Annotated in this window: 23 protein-coding genes and 1 rRNA gene; 23 read left to right on the top strand and 1 reads right to left on the bottom strand. The window is 70.5% G+C overall.

Annotation, left to right across the window (positions count from 1 at the left end):
- From rrf to AB0N02_RS28200, 23 genes are all read left to right on the top strand, one after another.
- Window positions 1–86, top strand: a 5S ribosomal RNA gene (gene rrf, locus AB0N02_RS28310); the annotation flags it as partial.
- Window positions 87–732: 646 nt separating this feature from the next.
- Entirely contained in the window at window positions 733–2,025 is a 1,293-nt protein-coding gene (locus tag AB0N02_RS28305) for a folylpolyglutamate synthase/dihydrofolate synthase family protein (protein WP_363952583.1), read from the top strand.
- A gap of 26 nt (window positions 2,026–2,051) precedes the next feature.
- Entirely contained in the window at window positions 2,052–2,390 is a 339-nt protein-coding gene (locus tag AB0N02_RS28300) for a DUF4233 domain-containing protein (RefSeq protein WP_363952556.1), read from the top strand.
- Window positions 2,391–2,401: 11 nt separating this feature from the next.
- Window positions 2,402–4,261: a hypothetical protein gene (locus tag AB0N02_RS28295; protein WP_363952553.1), complete on the top strand. Its 1,860-nt coding sequence runs from the start codon at window positions 2,402–2,404 to the stop codon at window positions 4,259–4,261.
- Window positions 4,262–4,352: 91 nt separating this feature from the next.
- Window positions 4,353–4,763: a nucleoside-diphosphate kinase gene (ndk, locus tag AB0N02_RS28290; protein ID WP_363952550.1), complete on the top strand. Its 411-nt coding sequence runs from the start codon at window positions 4,353–4,355 to the stop codon at window positions 4,761–4,763.
- A 183-nt stretch (window positions 4,764–4,946) separates the two neighbouring features.
- A complete protein-coding gene (locus AB0N02_RS28285; RefSeq protein ID WP_363952547.1) occupies window positions 4,947–5,978 on the top strand; it encodes a rod shape-determining protein in 1,032 nt (343 codons plus the stop codon).
- Entirely contained in the window at window positions 5,978–6,901 is a 924-nt protein-coding gene (gene mreC / locus AB0N02_RS28280; RefSeq protein WP_363952544.1) for a rod shape-determining protein MreC, read from the top strand. Before AB0N02_RS28285 ends, mreC begins: the two co-directional genes overlap by 1 nt.
- 2 nt (window positions 6,902–6,903) lie before the next feature.
- Window positions 6,904–7,431 carry a rod shape-determining protein MreD gene (gene mreD, locus AB0N02_RS28275; protein ID WP_363952542.1) on the top strand — a complete coding sequence of 176 codons (528 nt, stop codon included), beginning with the start codon at window positions 6,904–6,906 and terminating at the stop codon, window positions 7,429–7,431.
- Window positions 7,432–7,448: 17 nt separating this feature from the next.
- Window positions 7,449–9,497: a penicillin-binding protein 2 gene (gene mrdA, locus AB0N02_RS28270; RefSeq protein WP_363952539.1), complete on the top strand. Its 2,049-nt coding sequence runs from the start codon at window positions 7,449–7,451 to the stop codon at window positions 9,495–9,497.
- A complete protein-coding gene (gene rodA / locus AB0N02_RS28265; RefSeq protein WP_363952537.1) occupies window positions 9,494–10,657 on the top strand; it encodes a rod shape-determining protein RodA in 1,164 nt (387 codons plus the stop codon). The genes mrdA and rodA overlap by 4 nt, the downstream gene beginning before the upstream one ends.
- Before the next feature lie 114 nt (window positions 10,658–10,771).
- Window positions 10,772–10,996 carry a hypothetical protein gene (locus AB0N02_RS28260; protein ID WP_363952534.1) on the top strand — a complete coding sequence of 75 codons (225 nt, stop codon included), beginning with the start codon at window positions 10,772–10,774 and terminating at the stop codon, window positions 10,994–10,996.
- Window positions 10,997–11,099: 103 nt separating this feature from the next.
- The gene (locus AB0N02_RS28255; RefSeq protein ID WP_363952532.1) at window positions 11,100–12,527 is read left to right on the top strand and encodes a hypothetical protein; all 1,428 of its coding nucleotides are present in this window, start codon (window positions 11,100–11,102) and stop codon (window positions 12,525–12,527) included.
- Window positions 12,524–13,420: an aminoglycoside phosphotransferase family protein gene (locus tag AB0N02_RS28250; RefSeq protein ID WP_363952529.1), complete on the top strand. Its 897-nt coding sequence runs from the start codon at window positions 12,524–12,526 to the stop codon at window positions 13,418–13,420. Before AB0N02_RS28255 ends, AB0N02_RS28250 begins: the two co-directional genes overlap by 4 nt.
- A gap of 18 nt (window positions 13,421–13,438) precedes the next feature.
- Complete coding sequence (locus tag AB0N02_RS28245) at window positions 13,439–15,349, top strand: TIGR03960 family B12-binding radical SAM protein (protein ID WP_363952526.1); 1,911 nt, start codon at window positions 13,439–13,441, stop codon at window positions 15,347–15,349.
- Between the two features lie 103 nt (window positions 15,350–15,452).
- Window positions 15,453–16,232 (top strand): TIGR03936 family radical SAM-associated protein, encoded by a 780-nt coding sequence (locus AB0N02_RS28240; protein ID WP_363952580.1) that lies wholly within the window; start codon window positions 15,453–15,455, stop codon window positions 16,230–16,232.
- A 96-nt stretch (window positions 16,233–16,328) separates the two neighbouring features.
- Entirely contained in the window at window positions 16,329–19,127 is a 2,799-nt protein-coding gene (locus AB0N02_RS28235) for an Rne/Rng family ribonuclease (RefSeq protein WP_363952523.1), read from the top strand.
- Window positions 19,128–19,311: 184 nt separating this feature from the next.
- Window positions 19,312–19,614, top strand: coding sequence for a 50S ribosomal protein L21 (gene rplU, locus AB0N02_RS28230; protein WP_184544206.1), 303 nt, complete (start codon window positions 19,312–19,314; stop codon window positions 19,612–19,614).
- Between the two features lie 19 nt (window positions 19,615–19,633).
- Window positions 19,634–19,891 (top strand): 50S ribosomal protein L27, encoded by a 258-nt coding sequence (gene rpmA / locus AB0N02_RS28225; protein WP_012893687.1) that lies wholly within the window; start codon window positions 19,634–19,636, stop codon window positions 19,889–19,891.
- A 103-nt stretch (window positions 19,892–19,994) separates the two neighbouring features.
- Window positions 19,995–21,347, top strand: coding sequence for a GTPase ObgE (gene obgE, locus AB0N02_RS28220; RefSeq protein WP_363952518.1), 1,353 nt, complete (start codon window positions 19,995–19,997; stop codon window positions 21,345–21,347).
- 60 nt (window positions 21,348–21,407) lie between these two features.
- Window positions 21,408–22,532 (top strand): glutamate 5-kinase, encoded by a 1,125-nt coding sequence (gene proB / locus AB0N02_RS28215; protein WP_363952516.1) that lies wholly within the window; start codon window positions 21,408–21,410, stop codon window positions 22,530–22,532.
- Window positions 22,533–22,547: 15 nt separating this feature from the next.
- Window positions 22,548–23,825, top strand: a complete 1,278-nt coding sequence (locus tag AB0N02_RS28210) for a glutamate-5-semialdehyde dehydrogenase (RefSeq protein WP_363952513.1) — start codon at window positions 22,548–22,550, stop codon at window positions 23,823–23,825.
- 104 nt (window positions 23,826–23,929) lie between these two features.
- Complete coding sequence (locus tag AB0N02_RS28205; protein ID WP_363952510.1) at window positions 23,930–24,118, top strand: hypothetical protein; 189 nt, start codon at window positions 23,930–23,932, stop codon at window positions 24,116–24,118.
- Between the two features lie 247 nt (window positions 24,119–24,365).
- Window positions 24,366–25,964: a protein kinase gene (locus AB0N02_RS28200; RefSeq protein ID WP_363952507.1), complete on the top strand. Its 1,599-nt coding sequence runs from the start codon at window positions 24,366–24,368 to the stop codon at window positions 25,962–25,964.
- A gap of 152 nt (window positions 25,965–26,116) precedes the next feature.
- On the opposite strand, the gene AB0N02_RS28195 is transcribed toward AB0N02_RS28200, so the two are convergent.
- Window positions 26,117–26,590, bottom strand: a complete 474-nt coding sequence (locus tag AB0N02_RS28195; RefSeq protein WP_363952504.1) for a GNAT family N-acetyltransferase — start codon at window positions 26,588–26,590, stop codon at window positions 26,117–26,119.
- Between the last annotated feature and the right edge of the window lie 20 nt (window positions 26,591–26,610).

Here is a 26,610-nt window from a genome sequence, read left to right as displayed (position 1 = left end):
GTTACATTCCGAACCCGGAAGTTAAGCTCTTCAGCGCCGATGGTACTGCACCGGGGACGGTGTGGGAGAGTAGGTCGCCGCCGGACAATTTTTCGAAAAAGGGAGGATCGTCCCCTCGGTTGAGGGGGTGGTCCTCCCTTTTTGGCGTTCCCGGAAGAGGGTCCCGGGGGTTCTTCTCCGGGTGTTTTCCGGTGGGGGCTGGAGGGGTTCGGAGGGGGTGGGGGACGTGTCTCGTTCGCGGGGGGCGGTCCCCCCTTTTGTGTTTCTCCGGGGGTGTTCCGGGTTTTGGGGGTCGTGTCTCGTGTGTGGCGGGGGTGGTCCCCCTTTTTTTGTTTTCCGGGGGTTCTTCTTCCGGGGCTTCGTGGGGTCGGTTGTCGGGGGCGGTGTGTAGCAGGGGTTCGATCCGGTAGGGGGCCTGGATGGGCAGGGCGATGGTGGGGTTCGCGTGTTCCGGGGCTTCTACGGGGCTTCTACGGGGGTTCTACGGGGGTTCTCCGGGGGCGGTGTGGGTTTCTTCCGGTGTTCTTGGCGGGGCCCGCCGACGGGGTTTTCCGGGGGGCTGCCCTCCGGGGGGCGTTGCCTGTCTTCCGGGCCCTCCCGGACCGTTTCTCCTCGTCGCCGCCGGCTTCTCGCCGGACCGGCGCGAAGGCCCTTTTCCCGGGCCTGTCGGGAACCCGTCGACGAGGTCAGTAGGCTTGAGATGTGGAATATCGAGCGGTTGAGCAGGCAATCATGGAACGCGGCGTCGAGTGGAACTTCGAGCCCACTCTCGACAGGATCGCCGCACTCATGGACCTGCTCGGCTCCCCGCAGCACGCCTATCCGGTCGTGCACGTCGCGGGAACCAACGGCAAGTCGAGCACGACGCGGATGATCGAGACGATCCTGCGTGAGCGCAACCTGCGCGTCGGCCGGTTCACCAGCCCTCACCTCGTGTCCATGCGCGAGCGCATCTCGGTTGACGGCCTTCCGCTGAGTGAGGAGCGCTTCACCGAGGTTTACGAGGACATCGAGCCCTACCTCAAGATGATCGACGCTCAGGGCCGCAGGCTCTCCTTCTTCGAGACGCTCACGGCGATGGCCTTCGCCGCCTTCGCCGACGCTCCCGTGGACGTCGCGGTCATCGAGACGGGCATGGGCGGCAGTTTCGACGCGACCAACGTCGCCGACGGCACGGTCGCCGTCATCACTCCGATCTCGCTGGACCACGTCGACTATCTCGGCCCCGACATCGCGACGATCGCGGGTGAGAAGGCCGGCATCATCAAGCCTGGCGCGACGGTCGTGCTCGCGCAGCAGGAGCTTCCCGCGGCCGAGGTGCTGATGCGCAGGGCGGTCGAGGTGGGGGCGACCGTGGCCAGGGAGGGACTGGAGTTCGGCGTGCTCGGCAGGGAGCTGGCGGTCGGCGGCCAGCTGCTCAGCCTCAGGGGCCTCAAGGGGACCTACGAGGAGATCCTGCTGCCCCTCTACGGGGCGCACCAGGCGGGCAACGCCGTCTGCGCGCTGGCCGCCGTCGAGGCGCTGACCGCGGGGGACGATCCTCTCGACGCCGAACTGGTACGGCAGGCGTTCCTGCAGGTGCGCTCGCCGGGGAGGCTGGAGGTCGTACGGCGAGGGCCCACGGTGCTCGTGGACGCCGGGCACAACCCGGGCGGGATCCAGGCCACCCTGGAGGCCGTTCACGAGTCCTTCGGCTTCGCCAAGCTCATCGGTGTCGTGGCGGTGTTCGCCGACAAGGACGTCCGGGGGATGCTGGAGCTGCTGGAGCCGATGATGGACGAGATCGTGGTGACGAGGAACTCCTCGCCCAGGTCCATGGATCCGGAGGAGCTCACGGCGCTGGCCGGGGAGATCTTCGGGCCGGACAGGGTCCGCCTGGCCGAGCGTCTGGACGAGGCGATCGATCTGGGGATCGCCCTGGCGGACGAGGAGGGGGAGTTCGGCGGCGCCGGAGTCCTGATCACCGGATCCGTCGTCACGGCCGGAGACGCGCGGCTGCTGCTGAAGGCCGAGGAGGCCACGTGACCCAGGTGGCGGAGGGAAGGCGAGAAATGATCACCGTTACCCCGGGCATGCGGAGGCTCTGCGCCAGTGTGCTCGGCATGGAGGCGATCGTCATCGGGCTGTTCACACCGGTGGCGATCAACACCCAGAACATCGAGCCCGCCGTCGCGGTGACGGTCGGGATCGGCCTGGCGGTTCTGTGCGTCCTGGTCGCCGGAATGCTGAAACGCCCCTTCGCCTACATCCTGGGAAGTGTCATCCAGGTTCTGGCCATCGCCGCGGGTTTCCTGGTTCCGACCATGTTCTTCCTGGGGGTGATCTTCGCCGCCCTCTGGATCACGGCGATATTCGTCGCTCGCCGTGTCGAGGGCGTGACTTCCCGCTAAAGTCGGCCAACATGGCCGTCCCTCCCATTCAGCCGAGCAACGGGGTGGCCGCCGGGTCCGCGGACCCGGCGCGCCCTCTTCCCGCCTCGCTGATGCTCGACGTCGTCCTCGGGCTGCTCGTCGCGGTGACGCTTCCGCTGGCGATCGTCGCCATCCCCAACACCATCTCGGTGGTCGCCTCGCTGCTCCCGCCGGACATCTCGCAGATCGCGATGGTCCGCGCGCACGGGCTGGCGCTGCCCGCGATGGTGCTGACCGTGCCGCCGACCGCGCTGCTGTTACGCCGGGTGCGCGCGGTCCCGATCCTGGTCGCGGGGCTGACCCTGCTCGCGCTGGCCGACGTGGCGGGGGGTTACGCGGCGTCCCCGTTCCTGGTGGGGGCGCTGCGGGTTCTACACGGTGTGGGGGCCGGTCTGCTGGTGCCCGCCAGCCTCCTGGCGGTCTGGGAACGCTCCTTGGTCCTGCGCGCGATCTGGGGAGGCATGCTGGCGGTCAGCCTGCTGGCCGCCCAGGCGCTCGCCCTGTGGCCTCTGGACGCCGTCGACTCCTGGAAGGTCACGCTCCAGCCGTACCCCCTGCTGACGGGGATCGCCCTGGCGCTGGCCGCCGTCTGCCTCGTGCTCTGGATGAGGGACGGCGGTGGCGAACGGGCCGTCGTGGAGCCCGGACGCCTGCCGGTCGCGGCCGCGTTCGCGGTGGCGATCGCCGTCCTGGCCCTGGGCATGACGTTCGACTGGCCGCCGGGCCTGCTCGTCCTCACCGCCCTGCTGTCCGTCGTCGCGCTCTTCTGTCTCGCCTCCGCGAGCGGATTCGAGGGTTCCGCGGGCCGGGTGCCCGCCTACACGATGCTGGCGGTCGGTGTCGTCGTCCTGCCGACCGCCGCGCAGGTCACCTATGTGGAGCTGGGCGGTCTGGGCGGGCCCGGGCTGTCCGGCCTGTGGCCGGCGTTCGTGGTCGCCGGGGTCGCGGGTCTGGTCGCGGCCGTGCTGGTGAGCAGGCTGGGCGACTCCCTCGCGCCCCTGTGCGCGGCGGCCGGGCTGGTGGCCGTGGTGGCCGGGCTGTGCGTCGTCCGGCTGCTGCTTCCCGCCTCTCACGGATCGGCGCTGATCCTTCCGTTCGCGTTGCTCACGGTCGGCGCCGCGGTCGCCCTGACCTCGGCGCTGCGCGTGCCGGGCCCGGGTGCCGCGCTCTTCGCGCTATCGCTGTTCTTCCCCGGTCTCCTGTCCGGTTTCCTGCTGGGCAGCGGGATCCAGGTCACCCGTCTGAAGGAGGCCGGCAGCCCGCAGGCGATGGTCGACGCGTTCGTCGGTGCTCTGCGTCTGTGGGCCCTGGTCGGCGGTGTCCTGGTGGTCGTCGTGATCGTGCTCGGCGCGGTCCTGAGCCGCCGTTCCCCGGGGGGCCGGGGTGCGGCGGGCGCCCTTCCCCGGGTCGAGCTGCCCGCGGTCGAGGGGCTCGACGACGTCCCGGTGGCGGGGAAGCCCGCTGTTCCGTCCGACGTGCTCCCTTCCGTTCCGGCGCCGGCGCCGCCCGCGGACTCCGCGCCTTCCATGCCTCCTGGGCGCTCCGGGCCTTCCGCGCCCCCTGGGCGCTCCGGGCCGCCCTCGGAGGGGGCACGCTCCGCCGAGAGGCGGGAACCCGCCTCAGCGACGGCTGACGGGCTGGGAGACGGGCTGGGGGACGATCGGCCGGGGCGGGCCGAACCGGAGACCGAGCCGGAGCCGCAGACGGGCCCCAGGCCGAGGCCGCGGCCGGAAACCGTGCCCGCGCCGGGGCCCGAGCCCGCTCCGGACAAGCCCGGTGCGCTGCCGGTGGTGCCGCCGCCCACCCCCTCTCCCGAGGGAGCCCTGGGAGACGGCGCGGACCGTCCGTGACGTCGCCGACCACGGGGAAACGGGCGGGGGACGGTAAACTTCGCGCGTTCCTCGCAGTCCGCGAGTCATTTCCACTCAAAGGAGAACCTCAGTGTCCGAGCGCACCCTTGTCCTGATCAAGCCCGACGGTGTCGCGCGTGGTCTCATCGGCGACGTGATCGCCCGGATCGAGCGCAAGGGCCTGAAGGTCGCCGCGCTGGAGCTGCGCACTCTGGACGCCGACACCGCCAAGGCGCACTACGCCGAGCACTCCGAGCGGCCGTTCTTCGGCGAGCTGGTCGAGTTCATCACCTCGGGCCCGCTGGTCGCGCTGGTCGCCGAGGGTCCCCGCGCCGTCGAGGCCTTCCGCTCGCTCGCCGGCCTGACCGACCCGGTCAAGTCCGCCCCGGGCACCATCCGCGGCGACCACGCCCTGGAGATCGGTGAGAACGTGGTTCACGGCTCTGACTCGTCCGAGTCCGCCGCCCGTGAGATCAAGCTCTTCTTCCCGGACCGCTTCTGACGTTCGGGCCCCGTGGAGCCCCGTCATCCTTGTGGATGGCGGGGCTCCACGTGTTTGGGGCGACGGAAGATTTTCCCGGAGCTGGGGAGCTCATTGCGCTCAGTGGTGGGTGCGTCACGTTACGATTCGAGTGCGTTCTGTAGTTTTCGCCGACGACCTGACGGAAGGAGGGCCGCCTTCCTCATGAGCAGCAAGCTTGCCTTCCTCGGCCGCGACATGGCGGTCGATCTCGGCACCGCCAACACCCTCGTCTACGTGAGGGGCCGCGGCGTCGTTCTCAACGAGCCGTCCGTCGTCGCGATAAACACGACCACGGGAAAAATCGTGGCCATCGGCATCGAGGCCAAGCGCATGATCGGCCGGACCCCCGGCAACATCATGGCGATCCGACCGCTGAAGGACGGCGTCATCGCCGACTTCGACGTCACCGAACGAATGCTCCGCTACTTCATCCAGCGCGTGCACAAGCGCCGTCACTACGCCAAGCCGCGCATCATCATCGCGGTGCCGAGCGGCATCACCGGGGTCGAGCAGCGAGCGGTCAAGGAGGCCGGATACCAGGCGGGCGCGCGGGGGGTCTACATCATCGAAGAGCCGATGGCCGCCGCGATCGGCGCGGGCCTGCCCGTGCACGAGCCCACCGGCAACATGGTGGTCGACATCGGCGGCGGCACCACCGAGGTGGCGATCATCTCGATGGGCGGAGTGGTGACCAGCCAGTCGATCCGGATCGGCGGTGACGAACTGGACCAGGCGATCATCACCTTCGCGAAGAAGGAGCACTCGCTCATGCTGGGCGAGCGGACCGCCGAGGAGATCAAGATGGCGATCGGCTCGGCCTGCATGCTTCCCGAGGAGGGGCACGCGGAGATTCGTGGCCGCGACCTGGTCACGGGTCTGCCGAAGACGGTCGTCGTGTCGGCCGCGGAGATCCGCAAGGCCACCGAGGAGCCGGTGAACGTGATCGTCGACGCGGTCAAGACCACGCTGGACAAGTGCCCGCCCGAGCTCTCCGGGGACCTGATGGACCGGGGGATCGCGCTCACCGGGGGTGGCGCGCTGCTCAAGGGCATGGACGAGCGGCTCAAGGGCGAGACGGGCATGCCGATCCACCTGGTGGACAACGCGCTCGACTCCGTCGCGCTCGGCTCGGGCAAGTGTGTCGAGGACTTCGAGGCACTGCAGCAGGTTCTGGTGCCGGAGCCGCGGCACTGATGAGGGACACGCGCCGGGCACGGATGAGTCTGGGAGTGCTGCTGGCGGCGGCGCTCGTGCTCATGACCGTCGACCATCGGGCGGGGGCGAACTCCCCGCTCGGCTCGCTCAGGGGGGCGGGCGCAGAGCTGCTGGGCACCGTCGAGAGCGCGGGGGCAGGAGTCGTCCGGCCGATCGGGCGCTTCTTCGAGACGATGGCGGCCGCGCCCGACGCGCAGCGCCGCATCGACGCGCTGCGCGCGGAGAACCAGCGGCTCAAGCGCGACCTCATGACGCAGACCCTGGACCGCGGGCACTCCACCGAGCTGCGCCGCCTGCTCGGTGTGGCCGGGATCGCCGGTTACAAGCTGGTTCCCGCCCAGGTGATCGCGCGGCGCGGCACCCCCGGGTTCGAGGAGGCCGTCCAGCTCGACGTGGGCAGCGCCGATGGTGTGCGTTCGGAGATGACCGTGCTGAACGGTGACGGCCTGGTCGGCCGGGTGGTCCAGGTGAGCACGTCCACCTCGACCGTCGTCCTGCTCAGCGACCCCGCCTCGGCGGCCGGGGCGCGCCTGGAGGGAAGCAACGAGATCGGGGTGGTGCACGGGCTGGGGTTGAACGGCCGGTTGCTCCGGTTCCGGCTGCTCGACTCGACCGCGCAGGTCGTTCCCGGGCGCCGCATCGTGAGCTTCGGCTCCCAGCGTGGCGCGCCGTACGTCGCGGGGGTGCCGATCGGGGTGGTCGAGCACGTGGAGGCCACGCCGGGGGAGCTGACCCGGATCGCGTACGCGCGGCCGTACGCCGACCTCACCGCGCTGGACGTGGTGGGTGTGGTGGTGCAGGCGCCCAGGCGCAACCCGCGTGACGCCGTGCTGCCCAACGCGACGCCCAAGCGCAACCCGCGTGACGCCGTGTCGCCCAACGCGCCGCGTGAGGGGGTCTGAGGGTGGGTCGTGACGTGGCGGCCGCCGGCCTGCTCCTGCTGTTCATGATCCTTCAGGTGACGGTGGTGAACCGGCTGCCCCTGCCCGGCGGAGCCGCGCCCGACCTGGTGCTGCTCGCCGTCGTGGGATACGCGCTGGTCCGGGGGGCGGCGGCCGGGGCCGTGGCGGGCTTCTGCGCCGGATTCGCCGGTGACGTGCTGCCGCCCGCCACGCACGTGCTCGGGCAGTACGCCCTGGTGCTGTGCCTGATCGGTTTCACCGCCGGCCGGGCGGCCGACGGCCGTCCCGAGGCCAAGCTGCCCATGGCGCTGGCCTGCGCGGCAGCCGGGCCGCCCGCCGTCGTCGCGACCAGCGCGCTGCTCGGCGACGTCCAGATCGGTGAGGAAATGCTCACCACGACGCTGCCCTGGGCGATCGGCTACAACCTGCTGGCCGCGCCGCCGACGGTCTGGCTGGTGATGAGGATCGTCAGGGGACCCCGGGAACGGGGGCTGCGGCCGCTTCCCCACCTCGCGCGGGGGCGGATGTGAGCCGGACACGGAGCCGGTTGATCGTTCTCCAGCTCCTGGTGGTGTCGCTGCTGGCGCTGCTGGCCGTACGGCTCTGGCAGGTGCAGGTGGTTCGCGGGGCGGAGTTCGTGGAGGCGGCGACCGAGACGCGTACCCGTGACGTGATGGTGCCGGCCGTGCGCGGGCAGATCCTCGACTCGGCGGGGCGGGCGCTGGTGCGCAACCGGACCAGGCTCGTCGTCTCGGTCGACCGGACGAGCCTGAACCGGATGGAGGGCAACGGCAAGGACGTGCTGCAGAAGCTGGCGGTCGTGCTGAACCGCCGTCCCGCCGATCTGCGGATGCGCATCAGGGCGTGCGGCCCGGGGGTCACCAGGCCCTGCTGGCCGGGCTCGCCGTACCAGCCGATCCCGATCGACGACGACGTCACCACCCGGGAGGCGTTGCAGATCCTGGAGCGGCAGGAGGAGTTTCCCGGGGTCACCGCCGAGGTGCAGTCGGTCAGGGAGTACCCCTCCAGCACCGCGGGCGCGCAGGCGCTCGGCTACCTGCAGCCGATCACCCAGGAGGAGCTGGAGAAGCGTGACGGGTTCAAGGCGATCTTCTCCGGGGTCGATCTGGTGGGCCGTGACGGCCTGGAGTCGGTCTACGACAAGGAACTGCGGGGGGTGCCGGGGTTGCGGCGGGTGCAGGTCGACCGGCTGGGCAAGGTGATCGGGGTCGAGCGGCAGGTACAGCCGACGCCCGGCGACACGCTCATCACCAGCATCGACGCCAAGGTGCAGGCGGTGACGGAGAAGGCCCTGGCCGAGGCCATGAAGTCGGCCCCGAAGGCGGACGGCGCGGCGGGGGTGGTGCTCGACGTGCGGACCGGCAGGGTGGTCGCGCTGGCCAGCGCGCCGACCTACGATCCGGCGGTGTGGACGGGGGGCATCTCTGAGCCGGAGTACCAACGTCTGCTGTCGGGCAAGGCGGGCATGCCGCTGGTCTCACGGGCCATCAAGGGGGAGTTCGCGCCCGGCTCGACCTTCAAGGTCTCGTCGATCTCGGCCATGCTCAGGGACGGCTACCCGTTGCACGGCCACTACGACTGCCCCGGCTCCTACATGGTGGGCAGCAGGCCGTTCAACAACTTCCACGGCATCGGGATGGGCACCCTCAGCCTGCACACGGCGCTGGTGAAGTCCTGCGATACGATCTTCTACCGGGCGGCCTACGAGCAGTGGCTGCGCGACGGCGGGCTGCGGCCCCGGGGCAAGACCAAGGAGCCGATGGCGACCATGGCGCGGGCCTTCGGGTTCGGCAGGCCGACGGGGATCGACCTGCCGGGTGAGTCCGCGGGACGGATCCCCGACCGCGAGTGGAAGAAACAGCTGTGGAACACGACCAAGACGGAGAACTGCAAACGGGCCAAATCCGGCTATCCGGAGGTCGCCAAAAGCGACACGGGCCGGGCGGCCTTCCTCAAACGGCTGGCGTACGAGAACTGCCTCGAGGGCTACCAGTGGCGGCCCGGTGACGCGGCGAACTTCTCGATCGGCCAGGGAGACGTGCTGGTGACCCCGTTGCAACTCGCCGCGGCCTACGCGGCGCTGGTCGGGGACGGCAAACTGCGCAGCCCCCGCCTCGGCTGGGCGCTGGTGCGGCCCGACGGCACCATGGTCAAGGAGATCAAGGTGCCGGTCGTGGGCAGGCTGCCGATCTCCGCCACCGAGCGGGCCTACATCAGGGCGGCGCTCAGCGAGGTCCCCTCCGACGGAACGGCCGCCGGGGCCTTCGCGGGGTTCCCCATGGACAAGCTCAAGATCGGTGGCAAGACCGGCACCGCCGAGGTCTACGGCAAGGAGGACACCTCCTGGTTCGCCTCGTTCGCGCCCGCGCAGAAGCCGCGGTTCGTGATCGTCGTCATGGTCTCCCAGGGCGGGATGGGCGGCCAGACCGCGGCTCCGGCCGCGCGGAAGATCTACGAGGGCATCTACGGTCTCGGCTCCCAGCCGCAGGGCAAGACGATCCGTGCGGCGCTGCCCGCCCACCGTCCCGCCTCCGACCTGCCGATGATCAAGCGGGACGGGACCGTGGCGCGGTGAGCCGCCCGATGACCGTGCCGAGCGGCGGCTCCTTCGCCCGCAGGGCGGTGGCGGCCTCCTCGGCGGTGCGCAGGATGGACGGGGTGCTGCTGGTCGCGGTCGCGGCGCTGACGGTGATCGGCACGATGCTGGTCTGGTCGTCCACCAGGACCTGGGCGCCCGGCTCGACCGGGCTCGTCAAGAAGCACATCCTCAACGTGGCCATCGGGATCGCGCTGACCAGCGCGGCGGTGATGGTCAACCACAGGTCGCTGCGCATCTACTCGCCGCTGGTGTACGGCGTGAGCCTGCTGGGACTGTTGCTGGTCCTCACACCGCTCGGCGCGACCGTGAACGGCGCCCACTCGTGGATCATGCTGGGGGGCGGCTTCGCCTTCCAGCCCTCGGAGTTCGCCAAGCTCGGCCTGGTGCTGATGCTCGCCATGCTGCTGGCCAAGCCGGTCCGGGGCACCGACCGGCCTCGGGGGCTGGACCTCGGCCTGTCGCTGGGGGTGGCCGGGTTCACCATGGGCATGGTGATGCTCCAGCCCGACCTGGGCACCACGATGGTCCTCGGGGTGATCACCGCGGGGGCGATCGTGATCGCCGGGGTCCGAAAACGCTGGATTTTCGGACTCACTCTCCTGGTGGTGGGCGGGGGAGTGGCGGTGTGGTTGTTCAATGTGCTGGAGCCGTACCAGATCGCCAGGTTCACCGCCTTTCTCAACCCCGCCAGCGATCCGCGCGGTGTCGGTTACAACAGCACCCAGTCGTTGATCGCGATCGGTTCGGGCGGGCTGTTCGGCAAGGGGCTGTTCGAGGGGGGCCAGACCACGGGACGGTTCGTGCCCGAGCAGCACACCGACTTCATCTTCACCGTGGCGGGGGAGGAGTTCGGCTTCCTCGGGTCGGTCGCGGTGGTGGCCCTGATCGGGGTGATCCTGCTGCGTGGGATGCGGATCGCGCGGCAGTGCGACGACCGGTTCGGCACCCTGGTGGCCGGTGTGATCGTGTGCTGGCTGGCCTTCCAGTCGTTCGTCAACATCGGGATGACCATTGGGATCATGCCGATCACAGGCCTTCCGCTCCCGTTTGTCTCCTATGGCGGGACTGCGACCTTTGCGAATATGATCGCTATCGGCTTGCTCCAGGCCATCCACATTCGCGAACAACCCTTCTGAATCAGCCAACATGAGAGCCGTCCGCATGTTCGCTCCCCTGAATTCTCACTGGATTTCCGTGAGTCAAGCGAACATTCTGGGAACGATGACGGAACTCGTGATGACGGAGGGGCCGTGACATCGGAGCTCGCCGAACGGCAACGGGCACTGGAACTGCTACGTACCGCGTTCCCCGACTATCGGATCGTGTTCAGCAAGGGACGCTGGGCAGCGGTTTCGGCGGGTAATCCGCCGGCGGTATGGTTCGCCGAAACGCCGAGCAGCCTGTGTGGGCAACTGTTCCAGGCACAGCTTCGCAACGGTGGAACCGTGGTGCCCTTCGGCGGTAGCGGTTCATGAGGGAGAAGCTCTCCCATACCGGCGGAATGCTCTCAGGTCCACCCGATGTCGATCAGACCACTAGCGTGGGGGTGACCCCATCGGGAAAGGGCCGCGACAGCCTATGACCCAGAACTCCCGGGGCGGTGACCGTGCCGCCCTGGCTTGCGCCACCATCATTCGCAACCGCACGCTGGCGGCCCTGACCGGGCCGCCCTCCCCCGCCGTCATCCAGCAAATGGTCGAGGAGATCCACACCTGCTGCCCCCAGCAGAGCTGGTTCAAGTGCCGAAGACTGGCCCACGGGTGGACCGTCGAGGAGGCCATCGAGCACTTCCACGCCCTCTGCGACAGGGAGGGCATCAAGCGACGCGGGCTGACCGAGCGCTCGTGGCGGGAATGGGAGGCCGGCGCGCGGCCCGACCGTGACTACACGGACCTGCTGAGCAGGCTCTTCGAGACCGGTCCCGTCCAGCTCGGCTTCGCCAACGACTACACCCCCGAGGAACTGCGCTCCATGACGTCCGCGCAGCCCGCCCTCGACCTGATCACCGTGGCGGCCGACGAGGCGGGCGCGCACGCGGAGGAGGCCGAGGCGAGCGAGCTGGGCGCGGGCGCGCTGGAGCGGCTGCGCACCCAGGTGATCTGGGTCGGCAAACGCTACGTCGCAGAGGCGCCGCTGCCGCTGTTCGTGGAGATGCGCGAGCTGCAGGAACGTACCAGGAGGGCGCTGGACAAGCGCATCCACCCCGGGCAGGCCAGGGAGCTGTACTTCCTCACCGGCGCGCTGTGCGGGCTGATGGCCAACGTCAGCATGGACATGGACCGCCGCATCCCGGCCGACACCCTCGCCCGGGCCGCGTGGACCTACGGCAAGGTGGCCGGGCACGCCGCCCTGATGGGCTGGGCGCGCGGAATGCAGTCCTCGGTCGCGCTGTGGGACCGGCGTTACAGCGACGCCGCCAGATACGCCGAGGAGGGGCTGACCTGCCTCCAGACGGGTTCGGGCGCCACCCGCCTGCACATGCTGCGGGCCCGCTCCTACGCCATGCTGGGCCGCACACGGGAGGCCGAGGAAGCGCTCCACCAGGCGCAGGACGTGCGGGCGACGGGGGCCGACGAGCTGCACGACGAGATCGCCGGGGAGTTCGCGTTCCGCCCGGCCAAGGAGCGCTACTACGCGGCCGTCACCCACCTGCACCTCGGCGACTCGGCGTCGGCCATCGAGGCGGCGCGTGAGTCGCTGGCCCTGTACGCCACCGGAGAGCCGGAGAACCGCTCCTACGGGTGCGAGTCCATGGCCAGCGCCCATCTGACGGTCGCCCACATCATGGAGGGCGACGCCTCGGGCGCGGAGGAGGCGATGGCCCCGATCCTCGCGCTCGCGCCGGACAGGCGCATCAGCAGCCTGGGCACGACCCTCAGCACGGGTCGCGAGCTGCTGGCCTCCAAACCCGGCGGCCAGCAGCTGGCCAGGCGGATCGAGAGTTTCTGTGCCGTCGGCCTGCCCCAGCGGGCCCGGCACGCCATCTCAGACAGGAGCGGACGATGACGATTGCCGCCGAGGGCTCGCTCCTCACCCGGGCAGCCGTGGCACTCAACGAGGCATGCCGGAAGGCCGGCCTGGACTCCGGAGGCGTCAGGCTGCTGCGCGACTTCGCCAACACCGTCTACCACCTGCCCGCCGAGCGGGTGGTGGTGCGGCTGGCGCAGGCGAGCACACCGGGCAAGTTCGACCGTCTGGTGACGTCGGTCAAGGTCACCCGCTGGCTCGTCGAGCAGGGATTCCCCACCATCAGGCCGCTGGAGATCAAGCAGCCGGTCGTCGCGGAGGGGTTCCTGGCGACGTTCTGGCACCACGAGGAGCACATCGGGCCGCCGCCGGACCCGGCGCAGCTGGGCCCGCTGCTGCGGCGGCTGCACGACCTGCCGCCGGTGCCGTTCGAGCTGCCGACCCACGACCCCTTCGGCGCGGTGCGCAGGTCGATCAAGGCCGGTCTCGCGCTGGACGAGAAGGACCGCGGCTGGCTCCTGGAACGTTGCGAGGCGCTGGCCGAGACCTACTACGAGAGCCTCGAGTTCGCGCTGCCGTACGGGCTGGTGCACGGGGACGCCCACCGCGGGAACATGATCCGCACGCGTGACGGGTTCCTGCTGTGCGACTGGGACGGCGTGTGCGCGGGGCCCAGGGAGATCGACCTGATCCCGACGCTCCAGGGGGTGCGCTTCGGGCTGACCGAGCGCCAGCGGTCCAATTTCAGCCAGGCCTACGGCTACGACGCGACGACCTGGAAGGGATACCCGGTGCTGCGCGACATGCGTGAGCTGCAGACTCTCACCGCCGTGCTGCGCAACGCCCACCGCGACCAGGCCGCGCTCACCGAACTGCGGCACAGGCTCGACTCGCTGAGGGCGGGCGACGACCGCCTGTGGCACCCTTTCTAGCCGGATAGTCTTGGCCGTATGCCTGTCGAGTCGTTGTTTCCCCGCCTGGAAGCGCTCCTGCCGAGGGTGCAGAAGCCGATCCAGTACGTCGGAGGTGAGCTCAACTCGACCGTCAAAAGCTGGGACGAGGCGACGGTCCGCTGGGCTCTGATGTATCCGGACGCCTACGAGGTGGGCCTGCCCAACCAAGGTGTCCAGATCCTCTACGAGATCCTCAACGAGATGCCGGAGACGCTGGCCGAGCGGACCTACGCGGTCTGGCCCGACCTCGAGGCGCTCATGAGGAGCGAGGGGGTGCCCCAGTTCACCGTCGACGCGCACCGTCCGGTGCGGGCCTTCGACGTGTTCGGGGTCTCCTTCTCCACCGAGCTGGGCTACACCAACATGCTCACCGCGCTCGACCTGGCCGGCATCCCGCTGGAGGCCGCGGACCGCGGCGAGGACGATCCGATCGTCCTCGCCGGTGGCCACGCGGCCTTCAATCCCGAGCCGATCGCCGACTTCCTCGACGCCGCGGTGCTGGGGGACGGCGAGCAGGTCGCCATCGCGATCACCGAGGTGATCCGCGAGTGGAAGGCGGAGGGCTCGCCCGGCGGGCGCGAGGAGCTGCTGATGCGGCTGGCCGAGTCCGGCGGCGTCTACGTGCCCAGGTTCTACGACGTCGACTATCACGCCGACGGCCGGATCCGGCGTGTGGCGCCGAACCGCTCCGGCGTGCCCTGGCGGGTGCACAAGCACACGGTCATGGACCTCGACGAGTGGCCCTACCCGAAGAAGCCGCTGGTACCGCTGGCGGAGACCGTGCACGAGCGGTTCAGCGTGGAGATCTTCCGCGGCTGCACGCGCGGGTGCCGTTTCTGCCAGGCGGGCATGATCACCCGTCCGGTCCGGGAGCGTTCGATCACCACGATCGGCGACATGGTCGACGCGGGCGTCAGGGCGTCGGGGTTCAACGAGGTGGGCCTGCTGTCGCTGTCCTCGGCCGACCACTCCGAGATCGGCGACGTCGCCAAGGGCCTGGCCGACCGCTACGAGGGCACCAACACCTCGCTGTCGCTGCCCTCGACCCGGGTCGACGCCTTCAACATCGACCTGGCCAACGAGTTCTCCCGCAACGGCCGTCGCTCCGGTCTGACGTTCGCCCCCGAGGGCGGCTCGGAGCGGATGCGCAAGGTGATCAACAAGATGGTCACCGAGGAGGACCTGATCCGGACCGTCACCACGGCCTACACCCAGGGCTGGCGGCAGGTGAAGCTGTACTTCATGTGCGGCCTGCCCACCGAGGAGGACGCCGACGTCCTGGGCATCGCCGACCTGGCGAGGAAGGTCATCCAGGCGGGGCGCCAGGCCACCGGGTCCCGCGACGTCCGCTGCACGGTCTCCATCGGCGGGTTCGTGCCCAAGCCGCACACCCCGTTCCAGTGGGCGGCCCAGGCCTCCCACGAGACCGTCGACCACCGGCTCAAGGCGTTGAAGGACGCCCTGCGCGGCGACAAGGAGTACGGCCGGGCCATCGGCCTGCGCTACCACGACGGCAAGCCCTCGATCGTCGAGGGGCTGCTGTCCAGGGGCGACCGCCGGGTCGGCAAGGTCATCCGCGCGGTGTGGGAGGACGGCGGCCGCTTCGACGGCTGGAGCGAGCACTTCTCCTACCAGCGCTGGATGGACGCCGTGGCCAAGGCCGGTGTCGACGTCGACTGGTACACCACGCGGGAACGCCAGGAGAACGAGGTTCTGCCCTGGGACCACCTCGACGCCGGTCTCGACCGCGAGTGGCTCTGGCAGGACTGGCAGGACGCCGTCAACGACGTCGAGGTCGAGGACTGCCGCTGGACCCCCTGCTACGACTGCGGCGTCTGCCCCACCATGGGGACCGAGATCCAGATCGGGCCGACGGGGAAGAAGCTGCTGCCACTGACGGTTGTCTGAGATAGGCCGTGCGTGAGCACGGCCTATCCTGGAACGACGACCACGACTTGGGAAGGACGACACCACCCTGAAACCTGTTCCCGATGGACCTCCGCCGGTGCCGGTGGTGCAGCGCCTGCGCGTCCGTTACGCGAAGCGCGGCCGCCTGCGGTTCACCAGCCACCGTGACATCTCCCGGGCCGTGGAACGCGCGGTCCGGCGCGCGGATGTGCCGGTGGCGTTCAGCGCGGGCTTCTCACCCCACCCCAGAATCTCCTACGTGGGCGCGGCCGCGCCCACCGGAGTCGCGAGCGAGGCCGAATACCTCGAGATCGGCGTGACCCGACGGTGTGACCCCGAGCGGCTGCTGGCCGCGCTGGACACCTCGCTTCCGCCCGGTCTCGACGTGCTTGCCGTGGTCGAGGCGACCGCGGACAACCTGGCCGACCGGCTGGAGTGCTCGGTGTGGGAAGTGCGTCTGCCGCAGGCCGATCCGGCCCTCGCCGCAGTGGCGGTCGAGCGGTTCAACGCCGCGGAGCGTGTCGACGTCGAGCGCCTGACCAAGAAGGGAATGCGCCGCTTCGACGCCCGAGAGGCGGTACTGAGCCTCGGGGTCGCAGAGGGAACCGAGACAACAGCAGGTCAGGCGTCCAGTCAGCCATGTGTCATACTTCGCATGGTTGTACGGCACGCAACTCCTGCCGTTCGACCCGACGACGTTCTTACCGGACTACGTCTTGTGGCTGACTTCGCGCCGCCGGTGCCCCCCGCGGTGACCAGGCTGGCGCAGGGACCGCTCGACGTGAGCACCGGTGAGCCCGCCGATCCCTTCGGCCTGGACCGCGAGGTTACGCGCGGCGGCGAAACGGAACCGGTGGGCGGGCACGTCGGCGGTGACCTATAGGACTTGGCGCCGGGCCCATGGCCCGGTGCGCAGTGAGAGACGAGAGCTCCTGCGCGGCGCGGAGACGCGCCCGGGAGCTGACGGGAGAGCGCCCGCATGCTCGACAACGAGCCCAGCACCGGGGCCACTGGCCCTGGCGGGGATACAAACGAACAGACAAAGCCGACAGCTCGCAGGCGATCCGCGAGCAGACCGGCAGGCCCTCCGCCGGAGGAGCCGGAGACCGGGGCCGTCCCCGCGGTGATCGTAACCGCCGCGACCGACGCCGCGATCGCCGCACCCGAGCCGGGGACCGTCACCGCCGAGCCGGAACCGGAGCCAGAGCCGGAACCGGTCCAGGAGGCGGCGCCCAAGCGCACCACCAGGCGCAGGACGGCCACCACGACCAGCACGGCCACCGCGTCCACGACCACGCGGCGTAGCCGTACGAAGAAGGCGGAATCCGAATCCGAGCCGGTCGCGGATGCGGCCACGGAAAAGGCCACGGAAAAGGCCGTGGAAGCGGTTGCGGTGGGGAACGGCACGGCCCCCGAGTCCGGTGCGCCGGACGCGGCCCAGGCGGCTGCCGAGCCTGCCGCGCAGGAGGCTCTCGCGCCGGTCAAGCGCACCCGCACCCGTAGGAAGACCGTCAAGGAGGAGGCGCCGGCCGAGGTGGAGCCGGTCGCCGACATCACCACGGCCGAGGCCGAGGAGGTCGCGGCGGCGCTGCTGCTCGCGATGCCCGAGGAGGAGCCGCTGGACGACGAACCCGTCGGCGAGGACATCGTCGAGGAGCGTCCCGGCCTGTTCTCCGACCCGTTCGGCCTGACGGCCCAGGAGCGTTCCGACGCCTCCTCGGTCGCCTTCCAGGCGCCCGCCGCGGTGTTCCAGCCGCTGTTCCAGGCTCCCGACCCGTACCGCGCCGAGCCCGTCCGGCCCGCTCCCGCGCCGCAGCCCGTCCCGGCCCAGCAGCCCGAGCCCGAGCCCGCCGAGGCCGAGGTGGAGGCGGAGACCGCCGAGGAGCCCGAGGACGACGACTCCGACGGCGACGACGCGGGCAGCCGCCGCCGTCGCCGCCGCAGGGGCGGTCGCGGCCGGGGCAGGGTGCGCGAGCTCGACGAGAACGAGGAGGAGGGCGCCGAGGAGTCCGAGGAGGTCTCCGCCGAGGCCGAGACCGAGGAGGAGACGGAGAGCGGCAGCTCCCGCCGTCGCCGCCGTCGCCGCCGCAGGGGGGCCGACGACACGGAAGAGGCCCACGACGACCCGCCGAACACCGTGGTGCGGATCCGTGCCCCCCGCGCCGGTCGCAGCACCTCGGTCGACGAGGTGCAGAGCGTGCGCGGCTCGACCCGCCTCGAGGCCAAGAAGCAGCGCCGCAGGGAGGGCCGCGAGCTCGGCCGCCGGCGTCCGCCGATCATCACCGAGTCGGAGTTCCTGGCCCGTCGTGAGTCGGTCGAGCGCATGATGGTGGTCCGCCGCACCGGCGGCCGGACCCAGATCGCGGTGCTGGAGGACGGCGTCCTCGTCGAGCACTACGTCAACCGCGAGGCGAGCCAGTCCTACGTGGGCAACGTCTACCTGGGCAAGGTGCAGAACGTCCTGCCCAGCATGGAGGCGGCGTTCGTCGACATCGGCAAGGGCCGCAACGCGGTGCTGTACGCCGGTGAGGTCAACTTCGACACCGCGGGCCTCGAGGGCCAGCCGAAGCGGATCGAGGTGGCGCTGAAGTCGGGCCAGTCGGTGCTGGTGCAGGTCACCAAGGACCCCATCGGGCACAAGGGCGCCCGGCTCACCTCGCAGATCAGCCTTCCCGGGCGTTACCTGGTCTACGTGCCCGATGGCTCGATGACCGGCATCAGCCGCAAGCTCCCCGACAAGGAGCGCACCCGCCTCAAGAGCATCCTGAAGAAGGTGATGCCGGAGAACGCCGGCGTCATCGTCCGCACGGCCGCCGAGGGTGCCTCCGAGGAGGAGCTCGACCGTGACGTGGCCAGGCTGTCGGCCCAGTGGGAGAACATCCAGCGCAAGGCCAAGTCGGCCAGCGCGCCCGAGCTGCTGTCGTCCGAGCCCGACCTGACGGTGCGGGTGGTCCGTGACGTGTTCAACGAGGACTTCACCTCGCTGGTCGTCGCCGGTGACGTGTGGGAGACGGTCGACGAGTACGTCCGCTACGTCGCCCCGCACCTGGCCGACCGGCTCGTCAGGTGGCAGGAGTCCGGCGACGTCTTCGCGGCCTACCGGATCGACGAGCAGATCGCCAAGGCGATGGAGCGCAAGGTCTGGCTGCCCAGCGGTGGCTCGCTGGTGATCGACCGGACCGAGGCGATGACGGTCGTCGACGTCAACACCGGCAAGTTCACCGGCCAGGGCGGCAACCTCGAGGAGACCGTCACCCGCAACAACCTGGAGGCGGCCGAGGAGATCGTCCGCCAGCTCAGGCTCCGTGACATCGGTGGCATCATCGTCATCGACTTCATCGACATGGTGCTGGAGAACAACCGGGACCTGGTGCTGCGGCGGCTGCTGGAGTGCCTGGCCCGCGATCGGACCAAGCACCAGGTCGCGGAGGTCACCTCGCTCGGCCTGGTCCAGATGACCCGCAAGCGGGTCGGGCAGGGCCTGCTGGAGGCCTTCTCCACCGTCTGTGAGTGCTGCAACGGCCGAGGACTGCACGTTTCGACCGAACCGGTCGACGGCAAGCCGGAGCCGCGTGGCACCCAGGGCAAGATGGCCATCGAGAAGGCCGTCGCGGAGAAACTCGCCAAGGACGGCGGTCACGCCGTCGCGGCCAGCGAACCGTCCGGCCGTGATACGGTGACCGATGCGCTTGATGACGTCCAGGCCGAGGACGCGCAAGCCGCGCAGACTTCCGGCCGGGGGCGGCGACGTTCCCGCAAGGCCAAGTCGGCCGACTAGTTCGGCCTCCCGACGTTCCGCCCGGTTCGACCAGGACACCGGTAATCCGGTACCCTGGTGAACCGGTGCGCTCATGGCGTGCCCTGTTCGCGCGTCTACCCGGTTCGTCGGTCAAACTCAATGACCATAGCCGGATGCGGGGCGCAGCATCCAGCGAGCAAGCAGTCAGAAGAAGGGTTCCGCGGTGTACGCGATCGTTCGTTGCGGCGGCAGGCAGCAGAAGGTCTCCGTCGGTGACGTCCTCGAGGTGGACAAGGTCGCCGGCGAGGTCGGTTCCACGGTTTCGCTGCCGACGGTGCTCGTCGTCAACGATGGCGACGTGACCACCGAGGCGGGCAAGTTCACCGTCGCCGCCGAGATTCTCGGTGAGACCAAGGGTCCGAAGATCCGGATCCTCAAGTACAAGAACAAGACCGGCTACAAGAAGCGCCAGGGTCACCGCCAGCGTTACACGCAGGTGAAGATCACTGGCATCAACCAGGCCTGAGTTTCGGGAGTTTTGCGAGATGGCACACAAGAAGGGCGCGTCGTCCACTCGGAACGGCCGTGACTCCAACGCTCAGCGTCTCGGCGTGAAGCGCTTCGGCGGTCAGCTTGTCAACGCCGGTGAGATCATCGTCCGCCAGCGTGGCACCCACTTCCACCCGGGTGACAACGTCGGCCGTGGTGGCGACGACACGCTGTTCGCGCTGGCCGCCGGTCACGTGCAGTTCGGTGTCAAGCGCGGTCGCCGCGCGGTGAGCATCGTCCCGGTCGCGGAGTAGATCCGCGCCGCCAGACGTCAACGACAGGGGTGGATCGCGTAGAGCGGTCCACCTCTGTTCGTGTTTTAGCGGGCATTTCCGTAGATGGGGGTAGGAAGCAGACATGCCGGACTTTGTGGACCAAGTGGTCCTGCATATCAAGGCCGGTGACGGGGGACATGGCTGCGCCTCTGTCCATCGGGAGAAGTTCAAGCCGCTGGGCGGTCCCGACGGAGGCAACGGCGGACGCGGCGGCGATGTGATCCTGGAAGTCGATCCGAACACCGCGACGCTGCTCGACTACCACCGCCGCCCCCACCGCAAGGCCGACAACGGCAAGCAGGGACAGGGCGCCAACCGCGACGGCGCCAACGGCCCCGACATCATCCTGCCCGTCCCCGACGGCACCGTGGTCAAGGACGCCCGCACCGGCGAGATCCTGGTCGACCTGATCGGCGCGGGCACCCGCTACGTGATCGCCGAGGGCGGGCACGGCGGGCTGGGCAACGCCGCGCTCGCCTCCACCAAGCGCAAGGCCCCGGGCTTCGCGCTGCTCGGCGAGCCCGGTGACGAGCTCGACGCGATGCTGGAGATGAAGAGCGTCGCGGACGTGGCGCTCGTCGGCTTCCCCAGCGCGGGCAAGTCATCCCTCATCGCCGCGCTCTCCGCGGCCCGCCCGAAGATCGCCGACTACCCGTTCACCACGCTGATCCCCAACCTCGGCGTGGTCACCGCGGGCGAGACCGTCTTCACCGTGGCCGACGTCCCCGGCCTCATCCCGGGCGCCTCGGAGGGCAGGGGGCTGGGACACGAGTTCCTGCGCCACGTCGAGCGGTGCAGCACGCTCGTGCACGTGATCGACTGCGCCACCATGGAGCCCGGCCGCGACCCGATCAGCGACTTCGAGGCGATCGAGGCCGAGCTCAAGGCGTACGGCAAGCTGGAGGACCGGCCACGCCTGGCCGTGCTCAACAAGGCCGACGTCCCCGACGCCCGCGAACTGGCCGACATCGTCCGGCCGCTCCTCGAGGAGCGGGGCCTGCGGGTCTTCTCGATCTCCGCGGCCACCCACGAGGGGCTCAAGGAGCTGACCTACGCCATGGGCGAGATGGTCGCGGCCGCGCGGGAGGCCGCGCCGGTGGCCGAGCCGACCCGCCTGGTCATCAAGCCCCGGCAGCTCGGCGACACGGGCTTCACGGTGCGCCGGGTCGACGAGAACACCTTCCAGGTCACCGGGGCCAAGCCGGAGCGGTGGATCCGCCAGACCGACTTCACCAACGACGAGGCCGTCGGCTACCTGGCCGACCGCCTCGAACGGCTCGGTGTCGAAGAGGAGCTCACCAAGGCCGGGGCCAAGGCCGGGGCCGAGGTGATCATCGGGTCCATGGAGACCGGTTACATCTTCGACTGGCAGCCGACGCTCAACGCCGAGGCCGTGCACCAGGGGCCGCGCGGCACCGACAACCGGCTCGGGTAGCCCGCGGCCCTCGCCGGCCCATGTGATTTCTGTGACCTGTGATTGGGAAAGGTGCGTTTCGTGGATTCTGTGCGCGATCGGATCCGTACGGCCTCACGCCTCGTCGTGAAGGTGGGTTCGTCGTCGCTCACCACCCCGCAGGGAACGATCGACGTCGACCGGGTGGACGCCCTGGTCGACGTGCTGGCGGCCAGGAGGGGGACCGGCACGCAGATCGTGCTGGTCTCCTCGGGGGCGATCGCGGCGGGGCTGGGGCCGCTGGGCCTGACCGCCAGGCCGCGAGACCTCGCCACCCAGCAGGCCGCGGCCTCGGTCGGGCAGGGGGTGCTGGTCGCCCGCTACACCTCCTCCTTCGCCCGCTACGGGCTGCGGGTCGGCCAGGTGCTGCTGACCGCCGACGACATGATGCGCCGCTCGCACCACGTCAACGCCCAGCGCACGCTGGGCAGGCTGCTTGAGCTCGGCATCGTCCCGGTGGTCAACGAGAACGACACCGTGGCCACCGACGAGATCCGCTTCGGCGACAACGACCGGCTCGCCGCGCTGGTGGCCCATCTGACCCACGCCGACGCGCTGGTGCTGCTGTCCGACGTGGACGCCCTCTACGACGGAGATCCCCGCCGCCCCGGCGCCCGCAGGCTGGGCGACGTGCGCGGCCCCGAGGACCTCGCCGGAGTCGAGCTCGGCAAGGGCGGCGCGGTCGGCACCGGCGGGATGGTCACCAAGGTTCAGGCCGCCAGGATCGCCACCGGCGCGGGCGTGCCCGTGGTGCTGACCGCGGCCGCGCACGCCGCCCAGGCCCTCGCGGGCGTCGACATCGGCACCTGCTTCCACCCCGACGGCCGTCATCCCGGCACCCGGCTGCTCTGGCTGGCCCACGCCACCACCGGGCGGGGCAGGCTCCACCTGGACTCCGGGGCGGTCGAGGCCGTGGTCGGCCGCCGCAAGTCGCTGCTGCCCGCCGGGGTCACCGCCGTCGAGGGCGAGTTCGCCGCCGGGGACCCGGTGGACCTGTGCGGGCCGCTGGGCCGGGTGGTCGCCCGGGGGCTGGTCAACTTCGACGCGGGGGAGATCCCCGGACTGCTCGGCCGCTCCACCCGTGAGCTGGCCGTCAGCCTCGGTCCGGAATATGAACGCGAGCTGATCCACCGTGACGACATCGTCATACTGGAGTCCCACAACTAGTTCTTGGAGCGCGACATGTCCGAGGAGTTCCTGAAGGTGGCCCTGGCGGCTAAGGAGGCCGCCGCCGAGCTGGCCCCGCTGCCGCGGGCGCCGAAGGACGCCGCGCTCCGGGTGGTCGCCGACGCCCTGGTGGCCCGGTCCGCCGAGATCGTCGCGGCCAACGCGCTCGACGTGGAGCGGGCCCGCAAGGGCGGCACCTCCGAATACATGATCGACCGGCTCCGGCTCGACGAGGCCCGGATCGGGGCCATCGCGGACGCCGTGCGCCAGGTCGCCGACCTGCCCGACCCGGTGGGCGAGGTGATCCGGGGCGGCACCCTGCCCAACGGGCTTGAGCTGCGCCAGCTCAGGGTGCCGCTCGGCGTGGTCGGCATCATCTACGAGGGCCGTCCCAACGTGACCGTGGACGCCGCCGCGCTCTGCCTGAAGAGCGGCAACGCCACCATGCTGCGCGGCTCGTCCAGCGCCTACGAGTCGAACTCGGTGCTGGTCAGGATCATGCAGGAGGCGCTGGAGGGGACCGAGGTCCCGGCCGGGGCCGTGCAACTTGTGCCCGGCCAGACCCGGGAGTCGGTCAAGGAGCTCATGCGGGCCCGGGGCCTGGTCGACGTGCTGATCCCGCGCGGCGGGGCCTCGCTGATCAACTCGGTGGTCGAGGAGTCGACGGTTCCGGTCATCGAGACCGGTGTGGGCAACTGTCACGTCTACGTCGACGCCGACGCCGATCTCGACCTCGCGATCCAGATCCTGCTCAACGCCAAGGCGCAGCGGCCGTCGGTGTGCAACGCCGCCGAGACGGTCCTGGTGCACGCCGCGGTGGCCGACGCCTTCGTGCCGCGCGCGCTGGCCGCGCTGGCGGCGGAGGGCGTGACGGTGCACGGCGACGCCAGGATCGCGGCCTACGGCGACGTGGTGCCCGCGGGGGAGGAGGACTACCTCACCGAGTACCTCTCGCTGGACATCGCCGCCGCCGTGGTCGACTCGCTGGAGGAGGCGGTGGCGCACATCAGGAAGTACGGCTCCGGCCACACCGACGCCATCGTCACCCGGTCGGTCGGCGCCTCCCGCAGGTTCGTCGCCCTGGTCGACTCCGCGGCCGTCGCGGTCAACGCCTCGACCCGCTTCACCGACGGCGGCGAGTTCGGTTTCGGCGCGGAGATCGGCATCTCCACCCAGAAGCTGCACGCGCGCGGTCCCATGGGCCTGCCGGAGCTGACCTCGACCAAGTGGGTCTACACGGGTGAGGGCCACCTGCGCACCGCCGAGGGCACGGTCATCGCGACCACCTCCTGAGCCGGAGGGCCCGGCTCCTCCAGGCCGGGCCACCCCGGTCGTCGCCGAAGGTGACGGCGTGTCGCTCAAGGTAATCGCGGCTTCTTGTAGTTTGACTGGACTACATGGAAATCGTGATCGCATTCCTTTTCGTCTTTTTTGTGCTGTTCGGCTTCGATCGGCTGATGTTGTGGCTGGAGAGCCGGGGGCACGTGAACTGGCGCCGGACCAAGCGGCGGAGCCTCACGGCCGAACCCACGGCCGGGCTGGACAGCCTGCTGGCAGACTCGTCCCGGGAGTCGCGCCGTCCGTGACCTTTCCGGCCCTCTCCCCGTGATCGGTGACAACCGATCGCGTGGAGAGGTTTCAGGGGTTTCCGGAAGATTTGGGGTGTTATGTCGTACCGATCTTTCCACCGGTGCGGCGAGTCGTCAGAACTTCGTCATATTCGCCCGCTATGGTGGTCACTCCTATGGCTGTAGAGCGGGGAAGCGCGCGACGGCGGGCGACCCGGGTGGCGCAGCGGTCCTGAAGACCTATGTGGCCGACGCAGGAGGTCACGTGGGTCGTTTCGGGCGCGTCGGTTCCTATACGTTGGTCGATCGCCTCGGCAGAGGCGGCATGGGCGAGGTCTACCACGCGACCAACAAACGCGGCGAGAGCGTCGCACTCAAGATGCTCCACGACGTCGTCGACGCCGACGCGGAGGCCCGAATACGCCTGGAGCGCGAGGTCCGGGCTCTGCGCAGGGTCGAGAGCCCCTACGTCGCGCGCGTCGTCGACGCCGATCTGGCCTGCGAGCGCCCCTATCTCGTCATGGAGTACATCGAGGGGGAGACCCTCCTCGACCGCGTACGGCACGGCGGCCCGCTCACGGGCGCCACCCTGGTCACCCTGGCCCACGGGCTGGCCACCGCCCTGTCGATCATCCACGCGGGCGGGGTCGTCCACCGCGACGTCAAGCCCGCCAACGTCCTGATCAACGCGGAGGACGACCCGGTCCTGATCGACTTCGGCATCGCCCAGGTGCTCGACGCCACCCGGCTCACCCTGACCGGCACCTTCCTCGGTACCCCCAGCTACGCCGCCCCCGAGGTGTTCGCGGACGAACCCGTGGGCGAGCCCGCCGACGTGCACGCCTGGGCGGCCACGGTGGCCTTCGCCGCGACCGGGCGCCCGACGTTCGGCAGGGGCACCGCCGAGGCGCAGATGTACGCCATCCTCAACGGCCAGGCCGACCTCACCGGCATTCCCGCGGCGCTGCTCCCGCTGATCCGCGCGGCGCTCCACCGCGAGACGGACAAGCGCCCGACCGCCGCCCTCCTCGCCGCCCGTCTCAGCCGTCTGGCCCGTGCGGCCGCACCGGAACCCGATCGCGAGCCTCAGCGGACGGCGAGACCGGCCGCGGGGACGCCCGCCCTGGCCGCGACCGGGCAGGGAGCGGTGCGCAAGCAGGAGGCCCGTGGCAGGCCCGGAGCCAGGGCGGAGGACCTTCCGAGGGGCGGGCGCCCCGGGGTCGCCGCCGGTGAGCCGCCCAGGGGCCCCCGATCGGCGCCGGCCGGGGGCAGACCGGTGCGGCGGGTGGTCAGGGGGCGGAAGGCGGGCACGCAACAGGACGGGACCGCGAGCGGGAGGCCTAGGTCGCTGCCCGCCGGAAGCGCGGCCCTGGTGCTGCTGGCGGTCCTCGCGGTGCCGTGCGTGGTGGCCACCGTGATCTGGCCGGTGGCCACCTTCGCCGTCACCGTGCTCTTCGGCGCCCTGGCCCGGGCGATCTGGGCAGGGCACTGGCTGTTCAGGAAGCGCAAGTCGGCCAGGGCGCGGGGAGCGCTGCGGGTCCTGACCTTCCCCCCGACCCTGGTGGTCTCACTGGTGACCGTGCTGGCCTGGCCCGGCCTGCCCGCCGCGGCACCGGCCTATGTCACGCTGTGGCTGCTCTGTGGCGCCACGCTGCCCCCCGACTGGTGGCTGCAGCCGGTTCCGGTCATCGTCGCGGGCATCGTGTTCGGCGTCGTCTGCGGTGTGATCACCGGTCGCGAGGTCGAGCGGGTCAGCTCCGGCATCCCGGAGCTGCGCAAGGAGGGACTGCGCGCGCTCGCGGTACTGGGCGGGTTCGTGGCCCTGTGCGCGGCGGCGGTGCGTGCGCTCGCGCTCCTGGTCTAGGGCCGCGCTCCCGGCCCGGGGCCTGTGGCGCGCCGGTCCGGCGGGTCCCCGCCGCCACGTCTGCGGAGCGGGCCCGGGCACGCCGCCCGGGACGGGGGTCACCGTGGATTCACTGGGGGGCGCCGTGGGATCGCCGTGGGGTCGGCGTGGGGTCACTGTGCGCTGTCCGGCGTCCAGCGAAGGAGCATGTCGGGCAGGTTCTCCATGTTCTCGCTGCCGTCGCCGGTGCCGAGGACGGTGAAACCGTGGCGTTCGTAGAATGCGCGGGCGCCGGTGTTCTGCTGGAAGACGTACAGGGACATCCCGTCGGGGCTGTGCCGTCTCACCTCGTCGAGCAGAAGCGTGCCGAGCCCCTGGCGGCGGACGTCCGGCCGCAGATAGAGCTGGTCGAGCAGGTCGCCCTCGAGGGCGGCGTAGCCGAGGATCTCCGCCCCGCGCGCCGCCACCCACACGTGGCACGTCTTGAACACGACGTCCTCGATCCACCGGGTGACCTCGTCGTGACCGCGCCTCTGCGGGGGCAGGTACGGCATGGTCCCCGCCCGGGAGGCCACGTGGATGCGCGCGATCGCCGCCGCGTCGGCCGCGTCCGCGGGCCGGATCTCCGCCTTGGTGTCATCACTCACGGCGGGAACCTACCGGATCA

The sequence above is a fragment of the Streptosporangium sp. NPDC051022 genome (genome assembly GCF_040683035.1).
In the GTDB taxonomy this organism is placed as follows: Bacteria; Actinomycetota; Actinomycetes; order Streptosporangiales; family Streptosporangiaceae; genus Streptosporangium.
This window is presented reverse-complemented; position numbering and strand designations above follow the sequence as displayed.